Raw genomic sequence first — 17922 nt, forward strand, 5'->3', positions numbered from 1 at the left:
GACAAATTTGCGCACAGATTTTGTTCTGAATAGCCGGTTTTTAACGCGTCAGATGACGGGAGTAGATCGTGTTGCTACAGAACTTTCTATGGCATTGATTGAGTGTTTGTCATCGAAGGAAGGGCAGTCCCTCAGGCTGGCGCTACCGTCCACGTCCGTCGAGGCTCTAGATGAGCGCCCCCAAATACTTATGGGATTAGACACGGTGAAAACTTTGCCGTTACGTGGATACTTCTGGGAACAATTCGCACTGGCGATCTTAAAACCTTCACTTTGGGTTTTAAGTCTTTGTAATTTGGGATCTATTTTCCGTTCGAAACAAGTTGTCATGATTCATGATGCGCAAATCTTTACACAACCAAATGCGTATTCTTCGACTTTTCGCAAAGTGTATCATTTCATTTTGCCACGCGTTTCTCGCCGATCCAAAGTTGTGCTTACAGTTTCGGATTTTTCGCGACGTGAATTGGAGACGGCAGGGGTGATCCCTTCGGGGAAAGCGACGGTTGTTCATAACGGCGTAGATCATATGGATCGCATACCTGACGATTCATTCGCATTATCGACATTTGGCTTGTCTTCGGGGGCCTATTTTTTAGCGATTGGATCATTAGCCGCTCATAAAAATCTACCGATGTTGATTGCTGCTGCAAAAGCTCGCCAAGATACTTCAATCCCGCTTGTGATTGCGGGAGGAGGAAACTCAAAGGTATTTCGTGACCATGGCTTGACTGAAGAACAGGGCGTCAAATTTTTAGGGCGCGTCAGTGATGTTGAACTGAAAGCACTTTACAAAGGTGCTCGAGCGCTCGCTTTTCCTTCTAAAACAGAAGGATTTGGCCTTCCGCCTCTTGAAGCAATGAGTTGCGGATGCCCTGTGATTGCGACAACCGGCGGCGCTGTGCCTGAAGTTTGTGGTGATGCGGTGCTCTACGCCAATCCCGATCAACCACAAGAATGGACGATCGCGATGGAAAAACTAGCGCATGACAGTCAAATGTGTGAAGGCCTCGCCATTCGTGGAGCGGCGCATGCGGCCCAATTCACATGGGCGCGTGCCGCGAATACGCTTCTAGATGCGGTGGCTAAGGCCGAGGTCGAGCCAATATGCTAGGATCGGTGTTTATCGCACTCGTACTGCGTGTCGGCGGCACAGCACTTTGGCTTTTGTTCAGCGTTGTCGTTGCGCGCGCCCTTTCGCTAGAAGATTTTGGTTTTGTATTTTTTGCTATCAACGTCATCATGATCGGTGGCGCCATTTCTGTCATGGGGTACGATGTGACAGTTTTGCGGTTTGGGTCCATCCTTTGGCGCGATCAGAAAAAGCAAGAGTTTCGCAATCTGCTTGCAGAGGCACGGCAGGCCGTTTTCATCATGGGCCTTATCGTTTCAGTGGGCTTGGCGCTCGCGACCCTGTTTGGCTTGGATACTCCGGTTACCAATGATTTACCTATCGCATTGTTGGTTGGGGCATCGATCCTTGCGATAGGTTTTATGTCTGTTGAGCGTGATGTTTTGCGTGCCGCAGGGAAGTTACAACAAGCCCTATTTGCCTATTCGATTATCCGATCACTTGTCCCATTGGTTCTAATAGCGGTGGCTTGGCCATTTGGAATCTTAACTACAAATTTTGTTCTTATCGCTGTTGGCATTGCGTTGCTCAGCTCACTTGCATGGGATCGATGGTGCTTACACAAGTTGGCGTTACCCAAGCGGGAAATGATTGCCCTACCCCATTTGAGAATTGCCTTAATCACTTGGTCAGGCGACGCTGGCCTTGTGGTTTTGCTGCGCGCGCCCGCAATTGTCATCGGCCTCACTGGAGGACTAGGTGCCGCGGCCCTTTTCATTGCCGCAGAACGGATCTCGCAACTTGGAACTTTCTTCACGGAAGCGGTTAGAACTGCCGTTGGCCCCAACCTTGCCCAAGCAAATGAAACTGAACGACAAAAAGCTGTCACTCACGCTAGCATGTTGATGCTTGTCAGCGGCATGATCGGGTCGATCTTGTTACTCGTGTTTGGCGCAATTTTCTTGTGGTTGTTTGGGCCCGCGTATCGCCCAGCCTTTCCAGCCCTTATCGCGCTTTTGATTGGTCAAACCTCATGGGCAATTTTGGGACCGACCGCGCTTGTTCTCAACATGTTTGGAGAAGCCAAAGTCCGCAGCCTTATCAGCATTTTAGCGGCGATAGGTTTGTTGATTTTGTTGCCCCTCTTCGACACCGCACTAGCAGCCGCCATCGTCGTTGCCGCCATTTCTTGGGCCATGAACTTTGGGCTCTGTTTGGCGATTTATATTCGGCTAGGACTACGCTGCGGCGTTTTTGGGATCGGCATGAGTGATGCCAAAAACATCTGGAAGAGCGAAATGAAAACTGTACTGAAGTTCACGCAAGGACATCGAGAAGTATAAAATCAATGGATAAAATTCTTATTGTCTCTCAATCGTTCTATCCTGATCCAGTGCGTGGTGCTGAAAAAGTCGCGATGAGTGTCGCGCAGGCTTTCAAAGACAAGTATTCCGTTCACGTTCTTGCACTTGGTGAAGAGGATGGGGTCGAAGACGATTTAGGGTACCCGGTACATCGACTAACTTACAACAATGGTCAGCGCCCAGGTGCAAAAGGGCTCGACCTTGGTCCTGTTGCTAAGCTTGCGTGGCATGCGCGCAATTCCGTAGGCGGCGTGAATGGCGCTTCTCTCACACAACGCCTTAAGGACATAAACCCCTCTGTTGTCTATATTCACAACGCAACAGGGTTCCAGCCGCAGCTGTTTCAGGCCTGCGCCTCTCTTGGTCTTCCGGTCGTCCAACATTTACATGATTACGCATCGCTTTGCCCGCGCACAACGATGTACAAAAAGAACCAAAACTGTGCGACCCCTTGCCTGTCATGCCGTGTGTTGACGGCCGGATGGAGGCCCGCTTTTCCGAGCGTTGCTGATGTCATCGCTGTAAGCGCATTTGTCCGAGATCGTCATATCGAACATGGCGCTTATCGCGACGCGCGTTGGCACGTCTTGCACAATACAGATATGACCAGCGTCGAGGGGTACACACCCAAAGCGACCGGCCCTTTCACCTTCGGATTTATCGGCGCTGTCACAGAAGCCAAAGGCATCGAAGACCTATTGACGGCATTCACCTCTCGTTCTTCAGATGAAACACGCCTGTTGATCGCGGGAAAAGGCGAGGACGCTTACCTGCGCAGTTTGCAGGCCAAGTTTCCGACAGACACTGTGCGTTGGCTTGGCCAAGTTCCTCCAGATGAATTCTATTCAAATATTGACTGCCTTGTCGTTCCGTCGCGCTGGCACGAGCCGCAGGGGCTGGTCATTGTTGAAGGGCTAAGGCGCGGACTGCCAATTATAGCTACTCAGCGTGGTGGCATTCCAGAGATGCTTGCGGATAGGTCAGAGCATCGGCTCTATAATCCCGATGCCCCCGATGCGCTAGCGAGCGCAATGAATAGTATGATCGGTGCAAAGCCAACTTTGGGCGCGGTGTGGAATGATGATTTTATCGCCCGTGTCGAAGCAATCTTATTGGCCGCAGCAGTAGGGAAACAATGAGATGACGAAAGCTAATTTTTTTCTCGTTGGCGCCGCCAAGGCGGGCACCACCTCAATCGCTCGTTTCCTTGAAGCTGTGCCCGATACATATTTTTCCCCGATCAAAGAGCCTTGTCATTTCTGCCCTGATATTAACGCCGATTTTCGTACAGAGTTCGAACGACAACGGTTGGTGGATCTCACCTCTTATTTGGCCCAAGATGAACGCCCTCCCTTGCACATGCATCTTGTGGACGAAGCGGACCAATATGCCTCGCTCTATAGGGATTTGACAAACCAAAGCGTCATTGGCGAAGCGAGTACGAACTACCTTCCCTCACATGTCGCGGCTCAAAAAATTTATGACTATAACCCTGCGGCCAAAATTGTGGCTGTCTTACGTAACCCGACGGACCGGATCAAATCTCACTATCTTATGGATTGGCGAACCGGGTTGGAAAGACGCCCCCTTGAGGACTGTTTGGCAGAAGAGGTGGCACTGGGGGACAAAGCAACCTTTGCCAACTGTCGTATGTATCTCGCGCAAAGCGATTATACGGCCATGCTCGAACGTTACCGGAAAATATTTCCCGAAAAACAGATTTTGGTATTGTGCTTTGAGAACGTGGTCGCCGACCCAGAACTTTGGCTTTCGCGCCTTTTAACCTTTGCCGAACTGACCCATGAAAATGGGCAGCTCACGTTGCCAAGAGAAAATGCGAACAGTCACATGGCACGGTTTTCCGGCATTGACCATTTCTTGTACAAGACAGGTATAAAGCGTTTTTTGGAGGCAACGTTGCCACATGTTTTGCCTGTACCCATGAAAAAATACATTAAAAAAATTTACTCTAAAGAAAGCGCGAAAAATCCTCCTAATGTGTCCTTAAGTGACAACAAATTCACTTTGCAGCTCGAGGCAGAATACCAAAAGAATTGGAGACATAATTAATGCCATTAAAGCGCATTAATATTAGCAATCGCATTAGCTGGCTCGTGGAAAGAATGCCGCTTTTTGCATTTGTGAACTTGGTTCCGCTTTCGGTTTTGGCGGCACCTTTTGGAATATTTGCAATATATTCCAAGCGTTCACTGACAATTCTGTCCATCATTTGGCCATTGGTAATTTACACCCTATACACGATAATTTCCACGCTCGCGTACAATCCAGACTCTTTTATTGAGTTTGCATTTTATAGAACTGATGGAAACTTCTTCATTACGCTGTTGGTTCTATTGTCTGTAATTACTTTCGCGCGAGATGCGAATACCGAACAAATGCTGCGCGCTTTATGCATATTCGCGGCACTGTCATTTATTGTAATGTGGCCAATTGATGCGTTTATAAACCATAACGAACACTTCTTTGGTCTCTTCAAAGCTCACAACGCGGCTGGAGGTTTTTATGCAATAATATGCATTATCTCTTGGCATTTCTTCTCTGGGCGCACCAGAATCCTAATTGTAATCACGCTGTTTTTGGCAACAATCGAAACGGGGTCGAGAGGAAGCTTACTCGCCCTAATCATTGTCGCCACAATTGGATTTTTGAAATTCAACACAGTTTTACGATGGCTGACATTCTTCGTATTTCTATCTCTTACGGTCCAACTCGCCTTCAACGCCGTGCAAAAATTTGGCCCTGCAACCGAAGCACTCTTTCAGCATGAGCATTCTGAAAGCGCTCAGGAAATTAACAAATCAAACCCTGACGCGAGCAATTTTGCGTATGGAAACAACTACAACATATTTATTCGAGTAGGCGTTTTGTGGCCACGTGCCGTGCGTATTTGGAAAGAGCATCCGGTGTTGGGCGCGGGGTTTGGTAGCTACGATGACTTACACTACGTTGGGAGAAACAACACATTATATGCAGACACGTATCTGGTTCAGCATACATTTTCGCATGCTCATCACACCTTTCTAAACGTCCTCGCCGAACAAGGTGTTGTTGGCCTGATGCTTCTGCTTATGTCACTTCTTTATATTGATAGAACGGTTCGATCTTTGGACGACCCTCTAGGTAAGGCTGCCAGCCTCTCCCTACTCATACTAATGTTCATGTCATTATCAGAGCACCGGCTCTTTTCACCGTCGAATTCCATCCCTGTAATGTACATTACAGGACTCGCGTTGGTCAGGTTCTACATCCAAAAAAAAGAGAGACGTATCTCTTAAACTCTTTCCGCAACATAGCCTGCCAACGCGCGCCGAAACCGCTCTTGTGAAAAGCTCAGGGCGTTTTCACGGCAGGTTTCGGGCGTGAAGTTTGTCTCTTCAGCAACGAATGTGTCGAGTGCGCCCAGCAGGCTTTCAACCGTCTGTTCTTCGAACCAAACACCTGTTGGTTTATCCTGTCCCAAGGGGCGCACAGTTTCGGCGGTGCCGCCATGACCCAATGCGATCACAGGTGTGCCGCAGGCTTGAGCTTCGACGGGAACGATCCCAAAATCTTCCTTGGCAGCGAACACGAAAGCACGCGCCGTTTGCATTTGGTGTTTCAAGTCCGCAAAGGGAACGTGACCTAAGATTTCAACATTTGATTCAGCTGCTGCGCGCACAGCTGGCATTTCTGGGCCATCACCGACGACATGCAACTTTAGATTTGGTCGCTGTGAAAAAGCCGCGACAATCATGGGAATATGTTTGTAAGGGACCATGCGCGACGTCACCAAAAAGTGGTCCTGACGTTCGCCTTCCGGCAAGGTAAAACCGTCGGTGTTCACAGGTGGATAGATAACGTCGGCGTCTCGGCGATAGACTTTCCAGATGCGTTTTTTGATGAATTCTGAGTTGGCAATGAAGTGATCAACTGAAGGGGCTGTGCGCATATCCCAAAGGCGAAATTTATGCATCATTCTGCGCGCAACGGCCTTTTTCACGGCTGCCGCGATCCCATCGATCCCGTTGATATACTCGTGCGTCAAATCCCAAGCGTATCGCGCGGGGCTATGCACATATGCGAAATGTTGTTGATCAGGAGATGTGAGAACCCCTTTGGCAAGCGCCGCTGAGGAACTGAGAACGACTTCGTGCTCCGTGACATCAAACTCTTCGATGGCGCGCGTACAGGATAACAAAAGATAGCGATAGTATTTTTGCACGCCAGGCAATTGGTTGAGGCGGCTCACCGTAATAGGTCGTCCTTGGGACAACTGGGCGCGATCTTCTTCAGATAGGAAGTCGAATAAGGTGTAGATTGAGGCATTGGGAAACGTTTGTACCATTTGCTGTACAACTTTTTCACCGCCCGCCAAAACTGGCAACCAATCATGGACGATTGCAACATCTGCTTTAGAAGCCGTCATTGGTATAACCTTTTTGCCATTGGTTTTTGGTTCGTGATTACATCATTCACACACCAGGTTCCAAAGTAAAAGCACCGCACGGTCCCTTATAAAAGTCTAAAACTTCAACTGTCAGAACTTGCCTAGAAACTAGACCTAAAAAGGACCTCATCATGTCTAATCCCTTTGCCAATCGCGTGCCGCCTCTTTCTGGACCAGCTCTAGATATCGTGCCCGTTACACCAAATGATATCGTTGATTTTCCTGATGTTGCAGTTGCTGTGTATGTTGAGACCGGTGGAAGCATCAATTTTGTCACCGTAAATGGCAACACGCGATCTGTTGTGGTTAGTGATTTTTCCATTTTGCCTGTTGGCGCCCGCCGTATTTTGGCTTCAGGCACAACAGCAAGTGGCATTCATGCGCTACAGGTTTCTTAAATGCTTGGCTTCGATTTCAAGACGGTCAGTCTCGCAACGGGTTCGCGTAAGTCACAGTGGCAACCCACGAATTTGCCCAACCTAAGTGCTTGGTACGACCCCAGCGACTTAAGCACTCTATTTCAAGATGCCGCTGGTACGATTGCGGTTACCTCAGATGGTGACCCTGTGGGCAAAATCTTGGACAAAAGTGGAAACGGATATCATCTGTCGCAAACGAATACTGCCAGCAAACCAAGCTATCACACAGATGGCGTTCGACACTGGATCGAAAGCGATGGCGTTGATGATTTCATGGAAGCCAATACGCGGTTTGGTTTGGCAGCCAATCCGGCATTAAGCGTTGTCGCAGCGTTGCGCCCTTTAAGTTACGATGTGGTCGACCGCGTTTTGCACATTGGTGGAGTGGCGGAAACAGGAACCTTGTCGGCCTCTGTTGGTACAGCTGGCGCGTCTTGGAGGCACAACAATGGATATGCCGGATTTGGCGCTGCGACCGTCAATCTCGATCATACATTTAGCTGGTGGCGCGGCGCATCAAGTACCTACGCAGAAGAAAGAGGCGCTGTAGACGGAGTACCTTGGACCTTTGCTTCAGGCGGGGGCACCAATGTTCCAACAAGCACAACAAATAACGCGTGTATTTTTGCGCAATCTTCTACATCAGATCTCGCCCATTTGCGTCTATATGGCCTTGTGCTGCTTGGAGTAGATTCATCCAATGAGCGTGAGCAAGTAGAAAGCTTTTTGTTGAGCAAATACTAAAAGATAACTCCTAGCGCATTGTGCCATATGGCGTTTAACAATGCGTTAGGTGCCTTTAAGCACATGTGTTCCAAGTTAGGCTGGCTTGATCGTGCAGTGTGCAATCGGCTGGATCAGGGTGTTTTTACAATGTATCTGCGGGCCCGCTTGAGGGCTACAATGTTGATTGTGCGAGCTTCAACTTTGGTGAAATTAATTTGGATGTGACCGCCTCAGAAGACTTTAACAGTTCCAAAACCAACTCTGCAGAAGCTTCCCCAATTTCGGTTGGCATGGGGTCGATGGTGGTCAAAGTAGGCACGCAAACCTCTGCAATGTCGTAGGCGCCAAACCCAGCGATCGCGATTTGCTGCGGCACAGAAATGCCGCGGCGCTGACACTCAGACAGCGCACCGAAACCAACCAAATCTGACACGCAAACCACCGCGTCAGTTTCGGGAAACTGATCCAACAGTTTGGCCATCGCATTGGCCCCTTTTTGCATTGGTTTTTGTGGCGCACCAGATCCAACCAACCTATCCGATTTCAACCCATGTCGGCGCATGGCATCCTGAAAACCGCGACGCCGGTCTTGGCCGCGCGTATCGCTTTCAGAATCGCCGCCCATAAAGGCAATACGCTTTCGCCCCTGCGCGACCAAATGATCAACAAGCAGATTCATCGTGTCGGCATTGGAAAACCCGACGACATGACCGATAGGGTCTTTGGGGCAATCCCATGTTTCGATTACAGGCACGCCCGCGTTTTTCAACATTTGCCGCGCTCTGTCAGTGTGATGACCGCCCGTCACGATGATCGCTTCTGGGCGACGGCGCAAAAACTGACTGATCAACTGTTCTTCACGCATCACATCGTAATTCGTATGACCCAAAAGCACTTGATAGCCCGCTTGACTGAGCGTGTTGGTCAAGGCCACCACAGTTGCAGCAAAGTTCGCGTTGTTCAGCGACGGAATGGTAACCGCGATAAAGTCACTGCGCTGATTGCGTAAATTTGCAGCCGACACATCAAACACGTAGCCAAGCGCATCGGCGGTCGCGCGGATCTTTTCGCGGGTTGCAGCGCCGACAGAAGCATCTTCTTTAAACGCGCGGCTCACGGTCATAACAGACACACCCGCTTCTCGGGCGACGTCTTTCATCGTTGGGCTACGCTTCATCGAAAATCCTCAGATCCAATTTAAAAACAATGTGCTCGACGAGAGAGAGAGCGCAATATCAAACACCTAAACTTGTCGTATAGGGCGCGACCTCGGAACATTTGTAACCAAGGTCGCATCATCTTACGCAGCTTTGGTCGTGTTGTGGTGATGGATGCGACCTGTAAAGAAACGCGGCAACAAAGCCTCGGTGGCACTTTTACCGATTGTACGCTCAGGAGAGGCCAGCGCAGCTGTCACAGCATCCATATCATCATAGTCAATTTCCATGATCATCGGGAAAGACGGTGCCCCGTCGTCCGCGTCATTGGTGAAGGTCACCCGCACCGTGCGCGCACCCGGCATGGCTTGCCATTTTGGCAAAAGCTCTTCCAAAACAGCCGCGCGAAAAGCTTCCGTTTGCCCCTCGTTTACTTGTCCCTCAAATATTGCATAGCGTGTTATCATATAGACACCTCCTCAGGTCTTTTGAAATATTCCATCAGGGCCGCTTGGTCCTCCCCGCCCAAACCCGCAGCTGTCAGCAAACGGTGAACTTCGGCACAAATCGCAGTCATCGGCATGGGCGTATTGGTGCGCCGCGCCAAATCTTGAGCGCCGTTCAGGTCTTTGACCATGTTATCAATACGACCCGTGCGACGATAATCTTTCGCCACATATCGCGGCATATATTCTTGCAACAGAGCGCTGTCTGCGCGGCCACCTTTCAAAGCAACCGGTATTTTTGCGGCATCCACGCCCGCGTCCAAGGCCAGTTGCGTCGCTTCGGCCACAGCCAAAAAATTCAATCCGCACAAGACCTGATTGATCAACTTTGTGGTCTGCCCTGCCCCAACGGGTCCCATATGGGTGTAATTGCTTGCGACATATTTCAAAACGTTATGCGCATCGGCCACGTCTTTTGCGTCACCGCCAGCCATCAAAGTCAGCTCCCCAATCGATGCCTTGGGCGCGCCGCCAGACAGTGGGGCATCAACCCAGCGCAAGCCTTTGTCATTAGCCTTGGCCGCGAGATCTTTGGTCGCTTCAGGATCGATTGACGACATATCAATGATCACGGTTCCGGGCTTAGCGCCTTCGGCGACCCCTCCTGCCCCAAAGACAGCGATATCAACAATACGCGCCGCATTCAGGCTGGTGATCACATAGTCACTGGCGGCGGCCGCCGCCGCAGCTGAGGAGGCTGCAACAGCCCCATGCGCCACAAGTTCAGCGACTTTCTCAGCGTCCAAGTCAAACACATGCACTTTATTGCCAGTTTGGGCCAGACGGGTGCCGATGGCTCCCCCCATCGCGCCCGCGCCAATCAAACCGACAGTGACGGTCATATCGTTTCCTTCTTAAAATAAGCGACCAGTTCGGCCACGATGTCCTTTGGTGACTGATCAATATTGACGCGCACAGCGCTCTCATTGGCGGCGGGTCGTTCTAGCGTTGCAAACTGACTGTCCAACAAAGCCGGTGGCATAAAGTGGTCCTCACGCGCAGCCATACGCGCGGCGATCAACTCACGCGAGCCATCCAAAAACAGAAACGCCACTGGACCACCTGCATTGTCACGAATGATGTCGCGGTAACTGCGCTTGAGCGCCGAGCAGCCAATCACCATTGGCAAATCGCCCGATGCAAACGTCTGCCCAACAGCCGCCAGCCATGGCGCACGATCCGCATCATTCAATGGTGTGCCGGCGCTCATTTTGGCGACATTTGATTCAGGGTGCAGATCGTCGCCATCCACGAACTCAGCGCCGATCTGAGCGGCAAACCCCGCCCCGATGGACGACTTACCGCATCCAGACACGCCCATGACGATAAAGCGCTGCATCAAAGCGATGCCGTGATGCCGCCATCCACATAGACTGTGGTACCATTTACAAAGGACGAGGCTTCAGACGTCAAGAAAATGCAGGCTCCAACCAGTTCTTCGACATTGCCCCAGCGTTGCGCGGGTGTCCGATTGGCCAGCCAAGCGGAAAACTCAGGATCGGCAACAAGTGCTGCATTGAGCGGCGTGTCAAAATAGCCTGGCGCCAAAGCGTTACATTGCAATCCGTGGCGCGCCCAATCTGTTGCCATGCCTTTTGTCAGGTTCGCAACAGCGCCCTTGGTCGCCGTATAAGGCGCGATACCCGGACGCGCGAGCGCGGTTTGCACACTGGCGATGTTGACGATTTTACCAGCCCCGCGTTTGATCATATGACGCGCACAGGCTTGGCCGACGTGAAACACCGAAGCGACATTGGTTTGCAACAAGCGCTCAAATGCGTCTGCTGGGAAATCTTCCAAAGCAGTGCGGTGCTGCATGCCTGCGTTGTTGACCAAAATATCAATTGCGCCTGTTGTAGCCTCAAATCCGTCGACGGCTGCACGCACGCCGTCATGGTCTGTTGCATCAAAGGCGAGCGTTTCCACGCTGGCCCCCTCACCGCGCAGAATGTCCGCTGCGGCCTCAAGTTTGGTTGTGTCGCGCCCATTGAGCACAATACTGGCGCCAGCAGCGGCCAGCCCTCGCGCCAACGCAAAACCGATGCCTTGTGATGAGCCCGTGATCAAGGCGCGTTTTCCAGTAAGGTCAAACAGTTGAGTGCTCATTTTCGGGTTCCATATTATTAGAGGTTTTGATTTTCATACCTTTATGTTATCGATAACAAAGAATGTCAACAGAGGCATTCATACAATATTACAACTGGACGCTTCAAATGCGCCCGCATATGTTATCGATAACAAGTCGATCGCAAGCGGGCCGAGTTACATCTCTAGGACACCAATATGACAAAACCAGATATCCTCCAAGTTGGCTACTACCCTGAATGGGACCAAGGGCCACTGGATGCAGCCTTCACCATGCATAAGTATTTCGAAGCCGAAGACAAGGCTGCCTTTTTGGCCAAAGTCGGCCCAAAAATCAAAGGAATCGCCACGCGTGGTGAACTTGGCGCTGACAAAGCTATGTTTGACGCCTGCCCCAATTTGGAAGTCGTGTCCGTTTACGGCGTTGGCTATGACGCTGTTGATGTCGCCGCATGCACAGCGCGCGGCATCCATGTCACCAACACGCCTGATGTTTTAACCAATGACGTGGCAGACCTTGGCGTGGCGATGATGTTGGCACAGTCTCGCGGCATGATCGGCGCCTCACAGTGGGTACGGGACGGGTCATGGGTCTCAAAAGGCCTATACCCGCTGCAATCTCGCGTTTGGGGTAAAAAGGTTGGCGTTTTGGGCCTTGGGCGGATCGGCTATGCCGTGGCCAAACGTCTTGCCGCGTTTGATATGGATGTGGCCTATAGCGCCTCGTCGCCAAAAGACACGCCAGAGGATTGGACCTTTATCCAAGACGCCACAGCGCTGGCCGAGCACTCTGATTTTCTGTTCGTGACCCTCGCCGCCTCTGCAGAAACCCGCCACATCATCAACGCAGATGTGCTTAAAGCTTTGGGGCCAAACGGAATGGTGATCAACATTTCACGCGCGGCCAACATCGACGAAGAGGCCCTGCTGACAGCGCTTGAAAACCAATCCATCGCGGGCGCTGCACTGGACGTCTTCGAAGGCGAACCTGATCTGAACCCACGTTTCCTTGCACTAGACAGCGTAATGCTTCAACCTCATCATGGATCTGGCACCTATGAGACCCGCAAAGCCATGGGCAAGTTGGTGCATGACAATCTTGTTGCACATTTTGCCAATCAACCTCTTTTGACCAAGGTGAACTAGATGAAATCGATCGTCATACATGCCCCCAAAGATCTGCGTATCGAAGAACAGGACGTTGTTGCGCCTGGCCCAGGAGAGGTGCAAATCGCTATGGCAGCGGGTGGGATTTGCGGGTCTGATTTGCACTATTACAATCACGGTGGTTTTGGCGCGATCAAGCTGCGCGAACCGATGGTTTTGGGGCACGAAGTGGCCGGACATATCACTGCGCTTGGCGCGGGCGTGACCGATCTACAAGTCGGGCAACTGGTGGCGGTGTCACCCTCTCGACCCTGCAATACCTGCAAATTCTGCTTAGAGGGTGCGCAAAATCAGTGTCTAAACATGCGCTTTTACGGCTCTGCCATGCCGTTTCCGCATATCCAAGGTGCTTTTCGCCAAGTTCTCAATGCGGATGCCAGCCAATGTGCTGTCGCAGATGGCCTAAATGCGGGCGAAGCCGCCATGGCCGAACCTTTGGCCGTTTGTTTGCATGCCACACGACGGGCTGGAAACTTGGTTGGAAAATCCGTTTTGGTGACAGGCTGTGGCCCCATCGGCATTCTGTCAATCCTATGCGCCCGCCGCGCAGGGGCCGACCGGATCGTGGCCACGGATCTGTCTGAGTTTACACTCGACATGGCATGGGCTGTGGGGGCAGACGAGACCATCAACATGGCAAAAACACCAAATGGTTTGGACAAGTTCACCGCCGACAAAGGCAGCTTCGACGTGATGTATGAATGCACCGGCGCAGTGCCCGCATTAACTGCAGGCATTCACGCCATGCGCCCAGGCGGGACCATCATGCAACTGGGGCTGAGCGGTGATATGTCTTTGCCAATGATGGCCATCACTGCAAAAGAACTGTCGCTTAAGGGCTCGTTCCGCTTTCATGACGAGTTCCAAACCGGTGTCAGCCTGATGCAAAAGGGTCTGATCGACGTCAAACCCTTGATCACCCACACCGTTGGTATCGACAACGCAGAAGACGGGTTCAAGCTGGCGTCCGATCGCAGTCAAGCCATGAAGACGCAGATACAATTTACATAGGTTTGAGTGAGGGCGGCTTGATCCGGCAAAGACCACCGCAATTGAAAAAGTGCCGCCAGCGTTTTGGCGGCACTTTTGTTTCATCATCTTTAATATAGCAGCAAATTTGCACCCTAAAGCAAAGACCGCAAGTATTCCAAAGAGGTCGGGAAATCTTCGTCCATCTGTGGTTCGCATTTGGCCTCGACCGTCAAAGTGCCTTTGTAGTCATCGGCCTTAAGCGCTTCAATCTGACCTTTGACATCGGTTTTGCCCTTGCCAAAATGCTGCCACACCATGTGATCGCCGATGTATTGACCATCCTTCAAATGCACATTGCGAATAAAGGGTTTGAGCTTTTTGTACCCTTCCAAAAAGTGTTCTTGATCCGCGTCATACAGATTGCCCACGTCCCAACAATAGGCAAACGCAGGATGATCAACCGCTTTGAGCAATGCCAAGCAATTGTCGGCGGTATCGGCCCAAGAGCCTGGAAAGTTTTCAAGCTGCACAGTGAAGCCACGTGCAGCGGCTTTTTCAGCTGTATCGCGCAGGATGTCCACGACCTTGGCAAAGCTGTCGGGGCCATCCGTGGCCTCACGCATCACCCCAAACGTCACCAAGACGTCAATGTCGATCGTTTCTGCCAAATCCATGCTCATCGAAGCCAGTTGATTGCGATGGATCGACATCAGATCGTGGCTCAGACCCGTTTTGAACAGGCCCGGAGACACGGTGGTAAAATTGATCCCGTATTCCTCACCAAATTTGCGCATCCGCGTCCAAGCGTCGGCCTCGACAATGGGGTATCTTTTGGCTTCAACCATACGGATTTCAAAGGTGCTGACGCCTTGTTTGAGCGCTGTTTCAAAAATATGCGGAAAACACGCCTCGGAGCGGCCGGGCAAAACTTCGTCGGTGACTGTAGCCAGTATCATCGGAACCTACTTAATATCTGAGTTATATGAGTGAATGCAGCCAAAGCGCTGCTGGAAGGGCCACCCCATGGGGGATGGCCTTGGATTTTTAGCCTTTGATCGCACCAGAGGTCATGCCGCGCACAAGCGATTTTTGCAGCAAAAGATAGACTATCAAACTCGGGATCAACGCCAAGAATGCCCCCGCCAAAAGCGCGCCGGTGCCGACTTCGACATCCGCCCGCAGGCTGCGCAAAATGACCGTGATCGTGTAATCTTCGGTTCTGTTGGCCGCCACCAAAGGCAGTAAATATTGATCTCAAATGCCGTTAAACCCAAAGATCGCAACCACGCCCAAAGCGGGCAAACTCATCGGCAAAATCACTTGCACGAGAATGCGGAATTCGCTGGCTCCGTCGATGCGCGCGGCTTCGATGATTTCCTCAGGAATGTCGCGCATAAATGCCGCCATGACCAAGATCGAAAACGCAGAGGCTGCGACAGGAAGAATGATCGCAAAAATAGTCCCGCGAATGCTGATGCCCAGCAACGGCAGATCTCCCAAGACGACAGCCAGTGGCACAGCAACAACTTCTTCCGGCAACATCATGGTCGCCAAGAATATGCCTAAGACAACAGTCTGACCATAGAATTTGCGGCGCGCCAAAGCGTATCCAGCGGTGACAGCCACAGAAATCTGGATCAACAACCCAAAGCCCGCGATGAACAAAGAATTGCCGAAGTAACCCCAAATTCCTCGCCCTGCTGCCACACGGAAGTTTTCCAAACTGGGATTATGTGGCCAAAGGGTCAAAGCCGTCGGATCAGTGTTGAAATCAAAGGCCCCGACAATGATCGTTAGGATTGGACCCGCGAAAACGAACAAGAGGATCGCGCACATGATGCCACGCACCAGCAGTGTTTTTTGATCGCCAACAGCCCAACCAAATGCCGTATCCAATGTGCCTTCGACACTGGATTGACGGCGGCGACGTTTGGGGGAAACAGACATATTATTTGGCCTCCTTGTTGCGCGTAAAGTAGATCGCGACCACGGTCAAAAGCACCGAGGCGATCAGCAGCAAAATCGATGCAACGGAAGCAACGCCCAAATTGTTGCGCTCAAACCCTTGGGTGTAGATTTGCGTCATCCAAACCTGCGTAGAGCCTGCGGGGCCCCCTCCAGTGAGAACCCAAACATCGGTAAAAATACGCAAGGCACGCACAGCAGCCAGAATGGACACGATCATAATCGCGGGACGCAAAGCGGGGATTGTGACGTAGAGAATCCGGTGGCGCATCCGCGCACCATCGATGGCGGCGGCCTCGTAAAGCGATCTGTCCACACCCGCAAGCCCAGCGAGAAAAATCACCATATAATATGGCGCGCTGGACCAGATCCCGACCGTCATAACAGCATAAAGCGCCACGGAGGTGTCTTCGAGATAGCGGATAGGATCAATGCCAAACAGGCCGATGACCTTATTTAGAAAACCGTCTGCGGCGGGGTAATAGATGATCCGCCAGATTTCACCAACCACGGCCGAGGCCGTAACAACTGGCAAAAACACCGCAGTACGCACAAACCACAAGGTCCGTGACGGACCTTCGAGCAAAAGCGCAAGGATGAACCCAACAATGACCGCGCCAAAGGATTGGCCTGCACCTAGGACAATCGTATTGCGAACGGCTTGATGGAACCGATCATTTGTCAAAACTTCGATATAGTTTTCAAAGCCGATCCAAGTGTTGCCCAAAAACGGGCTGACATCTTGGAAAGACATGCGGATCCCTTGGGCCATGGGAATGAATTTGAAATAAATAAACAGCAGCAGCGCTGGTGCAAGAAACATCCAAGCTGACCACCACTGAGACTGCGACCGTACACGTCCACGACGTGGCGCCAACGGGGGCGTTCCCCCCTTGGCGTTGGCAGCCGTCGCTTTTATAACGCTGCCGGTGTTGCTCATTTCAAAGCATCCACTGCGTCAAGTTCATCGGCAATGCGACCCGCAAGCAAGTCAAGTTGCGCATCGACGTCGTCGTTACACTGCGAAAACAGGGTCTGGAAGCTCTCAGCAATTTCCAAACGGGCTGCTGTGAAATCAATGTCAGACGGGAAGAGTTGGGAGTTTTCAAGCTGTGTCGCCACAGTCGCCCAACGATCGTCGCCATAGATTTCAGCACCGTTCAAGGTGGTGTTTACGGGCAAGCGGACAACAGGTTGACCGGGCGCTGTCATGCCGATGGTTTGGCCTTCTGCACTGATCAAGTATTCCGCCAAAGCCTTTTGCGCGTCAGGCAATTTCGATGTGACACCAAAGTAGATGCTTGTGCGCTCTGTCAATGTTGTGCTGCCTGCAGAGCCTGCTGGCGCCAAGATCAGCTCAAGTTTGTCTTTGCCGATTTTGCTGTCAAAGCTTGGGATCGCGTAAGGACCGGTCTGGTAGATGCCCGCCTTACCTTCTGCAAAGAATGGCGTGGCGCTGGCGTTGGTCATCGCACCGGGTTGGGCCAAGTTTGGATCACCACAGAACGCGTCATAGAGCCAATTCACGGCCTTTTTGCCGGCCTCGTTGTTGATTGTAACCTCGTATTTGCCTTCGCCGCCTTCAACGTAATGCGCGCCTTGTTGAGCGAGGTAAGAGAACATCCACCACGCAAAGAACCCGCGGTTGGTGGTGCCTGGAACAGCCATACCAAACGTATCGCCGTCAACGCCGTTGCCATCAGGGTCGCCCGTCGCAAAGGCTGTGGCCAATTCAATCAGGTCTTCGTGGGTTTTTGGCACATCAAAGCCCATTTTCTCGCGCCAGTCTTTGCGGACAAATGTCACCTGAGCATGCTGACTGAACGGCACACCGTAGCTTGTGCCATCAGCCACTTTGACGGAATTCCAAGAGATATCTGACACTTCGTCGTAACCCGCCAAGTCTGTCACTTTGATGGGTTTGATCCAACCGTTTTGCGCGTAGGACGCCATGCTGGATTGGTCATAAATCAAAACATCTGGCAAATCGCGGGCTGCAACACGGGCCTGAAGCTGCGTGTCAAATTGCAAGGCCGTCAAAT

The 17922-nt window shown here is 51.5% G+C and carries 20 protein-coding genes; 9 read left to right on the top strand and 11 right to left on the bottom strand.

All coding sequences use genetic code 11. The features are described 5' to 3' along the window. The first annotated feature begins 7 nt into the window (after window positions 1-7). The 5 genes from ABF287_RS02110 to ABF287_RS02130 all read left to right on the top strand — a co-directional run bounded on the left by ABF287_RS02110 (window position 8) and on the right by ABF287_RS02130 (window position 5732). The gene (locus ABF287_RS02110) at window positions 8-1114 is read left to right on the top strand and encodes a glycosyltransferase family 1 protein (RefSeq protein WP_347183375.1); all 1107 of its coding nucleotides are present in this window, start codon (window positions 8-10) and stop codon (window positions 1112-1114) included. A 260-nt stretch (window positions 1115-1374) separates the two neighbouring features. Continuing rightward, window positions 1375-2415 carry a hypothetical protein gene (locus ABF287_RS02115; RefSeq protein ID WP_347183376.1) on the top strand — a complete coding sequence of 347 codons (1041 nt, stop codon included), beginning with the start codon at window positions 1375-1377 and terminating at the stop codon, window positions 2413-2415. Between the two features lie 5 nt (window positions 2416-2420). Beyond that, window positions 2421-3575: a glycosyltransferase gene (locus tag ABF287_RS02120; protein ID WP_347183377.1), complete on the top strand. Its 1155-nt coding sequence runs from the start codon at window positions 2421-2423 to the stop codon at window positions 3573-3575. 1 nt (window position 3576) lies between these two features. Then, window positions 3577-4506, top strand: a complete 930-nt coding sequence (locus ABF287_RS02125; RefSeq protein ID WP_347183378.1) for a sulfotransferase — start codon at window positions 3577-3579, stop codon at window positions 4504-4506. Continuing rightward, window positions 4506-5732, top strand: a complete 1227-nt coding sequence (locus tag ABF287_RS02130) for an O-antigen ligase family protein (protein ID WP_347183379.1) — start codon at window positions 4506-4508, stop codon at window positions 5730-5732. The genes ABF287_RS02125 and ABF287_RS02130 overlap by 1 nt, the downstream gene beginning before the upstream one ends. Here ABF287_RS02130 and ABF287_RS02135 read toward each other — a convergent pair. Beyond that, a complete protein-coding gene (locus ABF287_RS02135; protein ID WP_347183380.1) occupies window positions 5729-6862 on the bottom strand; it encodes a glycosyltransferase in 1134 nt (377 codons plus the stop codon). The two genes, ABF287_RS02130 and ABF287_RS02135, sit on opposite strands and share 4 nt — an antisense overlap. A 152-nt stretch (window positions 6863-7014) precedes the next feature. Here ABF287_RS02135 and ABF287_RS02140 point away from each other — a divergent pair, with 152 nt between their 5' ends. Further along, a complete protein-coding gene (locus tag ABF287_RS02140) occupies window positions 7015-7281 on the top strand; it encodes a hypothetical protein (protein ID WP_347183381.1) in 267 nt (88 codons plus the stop codon). Further along, a complete protein-coding gene (locus ABF287_RS02145; protein WP_347183382.1) occupies window positions 7282-8046 on the top strand; it encodes a hypothetical protein in 765 nt (254 codons plus the stop codon). A gap of 154 nt (window positions 8047-8200) precedes the next feature. Here ABF287_RS02145 and ABF287_RS02150 read toward each other — a convergent pair whose 3' ends face one another. From ABF287_RS02150 to ABF287_RS02170, 5 genes are all read right to left on the bottom strand, one after another. Beyond that, window positions 8201-9205: a LacI family DNA-binding transcriptional regulator gene (locus ABF287_RS02150; protein ID WP_347183383.1), complete on the bottom strand. Its 1005-nt coding sequence runs from the start codon at window positions 9203-9205 to the stop codon at window positions 8201-8203. Window positions 9206-9328: 123 nt separating this feature from the next. Next, complete coding sequence (locus ABF287_RS02155; protein WP_347183384.1) at window positions 9329-9652, bottom strand: hypothetical protein; 324 nt, start codon at window positions 9650-9652, stop codon at window positions 9329-9331. After that, a complete protein-coding gene (locus ABF287_RS02160) occupies window positions 9649-10533 on the bottom strand; it encodes an NAD(P)-dependent oxidoreductase (RefSeq protein ID WP_347183385.1) in 885 nt (294 codons plus the stop codon). Before ABF287_RS02160 ends, ABF287_RS02155 begins: the two co-directional genes overlap by 4 nt. Next, the gene (locus ABF287_RS02165; protein WP_347183386.1) at window positions 10530-11030 is read right to left on the bottom strand and encodes a gluconokinase; all 501 of its coding nucleotides are present in this window, start codon (window positions 11028-11030) and stop codon (window positions 10530-10532) included. Before ABF287_RS02165 ends, ABF287_RS02160 begins: the two co-directional genes overlap by 4 nt. Continuing rightward, the gene (locus ABF287_RS02170; protein ID WP_347183387.1) at window positions 11030-11797 is read right to left on the bottom strand and encodes an SDR family oxidoreductase; all 768 of its coding nucleotides are present in this window, start codon (window positions 11795-11797) and stop codon (window positions 11030-11032) included. The genes ABF287_RS02165 and ABF287_RS02170 overlap by 1 nt, the downstream gene beginning before the upstream one ends. A 177-nt stretch (window positions 11798-11974) precedes the next feature. On the opposite strand from ABF287_RS02170, the gene ABF287_RS02175 reads away from it, so the two are divergent. Together ABF287_RS02175 and ABF287_RS02180 are read left to right on the top strand one after the other, a co-directional pair. Then, window positions 11975-12922: a 2-hydroxyacid dehydrogenase gene (locus ABF287_RS02175; protein ID WP_347183388.1), complete on the top strand. Its 948-nt coding sequence runs from the start codon at window positions 11975-11977 to the stop codon at window positions 12920-12922. Then, the gene (locus ABF287_RS02180) at window positions 12923-13954 is read left to right on the top strand and encodes an L-idonate 5-dehydrogenase (RefSeq protein ID WP_347183389.1); all 1032 of its coding nucleotides are present in this window, start codon (window positions 12923-12925) and stop codon (window positions 13952-13954) included. A 113-nt stretch (window positions 13955-14067) separates the two neighbouring features. Here ABF287_RS02180 and ABF287_RS02185 read toward each other — a convergent pair whose 3' ends face one another. From ABF287_RS02185 to ABF287_RS02205, 5 genes are all read right to left on the bottom strand, one after another. Further along, entirely contained in the window at window positions 14068-14871 is an 804-nt protein-coding gene (locus ABF287_RS02185; protein WP_347183390.1) for a sugar phosphate isomerase/epimerase family protein, read from the bottom strand. Between the two features lie 88 nt (window positions 14872-14959). Then, window positions 14960-15148, bottom strand: coding sequence for a hypothetical protein (locus tag ABF287_RS02190; RefSeq protein ID WP_347183391.1), 189 nt, complete (start codon window positions 15146-15148; stop codon window positions 14960-14962). A gap of 21 nt (window positions 15149-15169) precedes the next feature. Continuing rightward, on the bottom strand, window positions 15170-15862 hold the full coding sequence (locus ABF287_RS02195) for a carbohydrate ABC transporter permease (protein ID WP_347183392.1): 693 nt from the start codon (window positions 15860-15862) through the stop codon (window positions 15170-15172). A gap of 1 nt (window position 15863) precedes the next feature. Beyond that, window positions 15864-16820 (bottom strand): sugar ABC transporter permease, encoded by a 957-nt coding sequence (locus tag ABF287_RS02200; protein WP_347183393.1) that lies wholly within the window; start codon window positions 16818-16820, stop codon window positions 15864-15866. Then, a partial coding sequence (locus tag ABF287_RS02205; RefSeq protein WP_347183394.1) for a sugar ABC transporter substrate-binding protein occupies window positions 16817-17922 on the bottom strand: 1106 nt, incomplete at its 5' end. The genes ABF287_RS02205 and ABF287_RS02200, both read right to left, overlap by 4 nt.

The organism is Pacificibacter sp. (genome assembly GCF_039769035.1).
GTDB lineage: Bacteria > Pseudomonadota > Alphaproteobacteria > Rhodobacterales > Rhodobacteraceae > Celeribacter.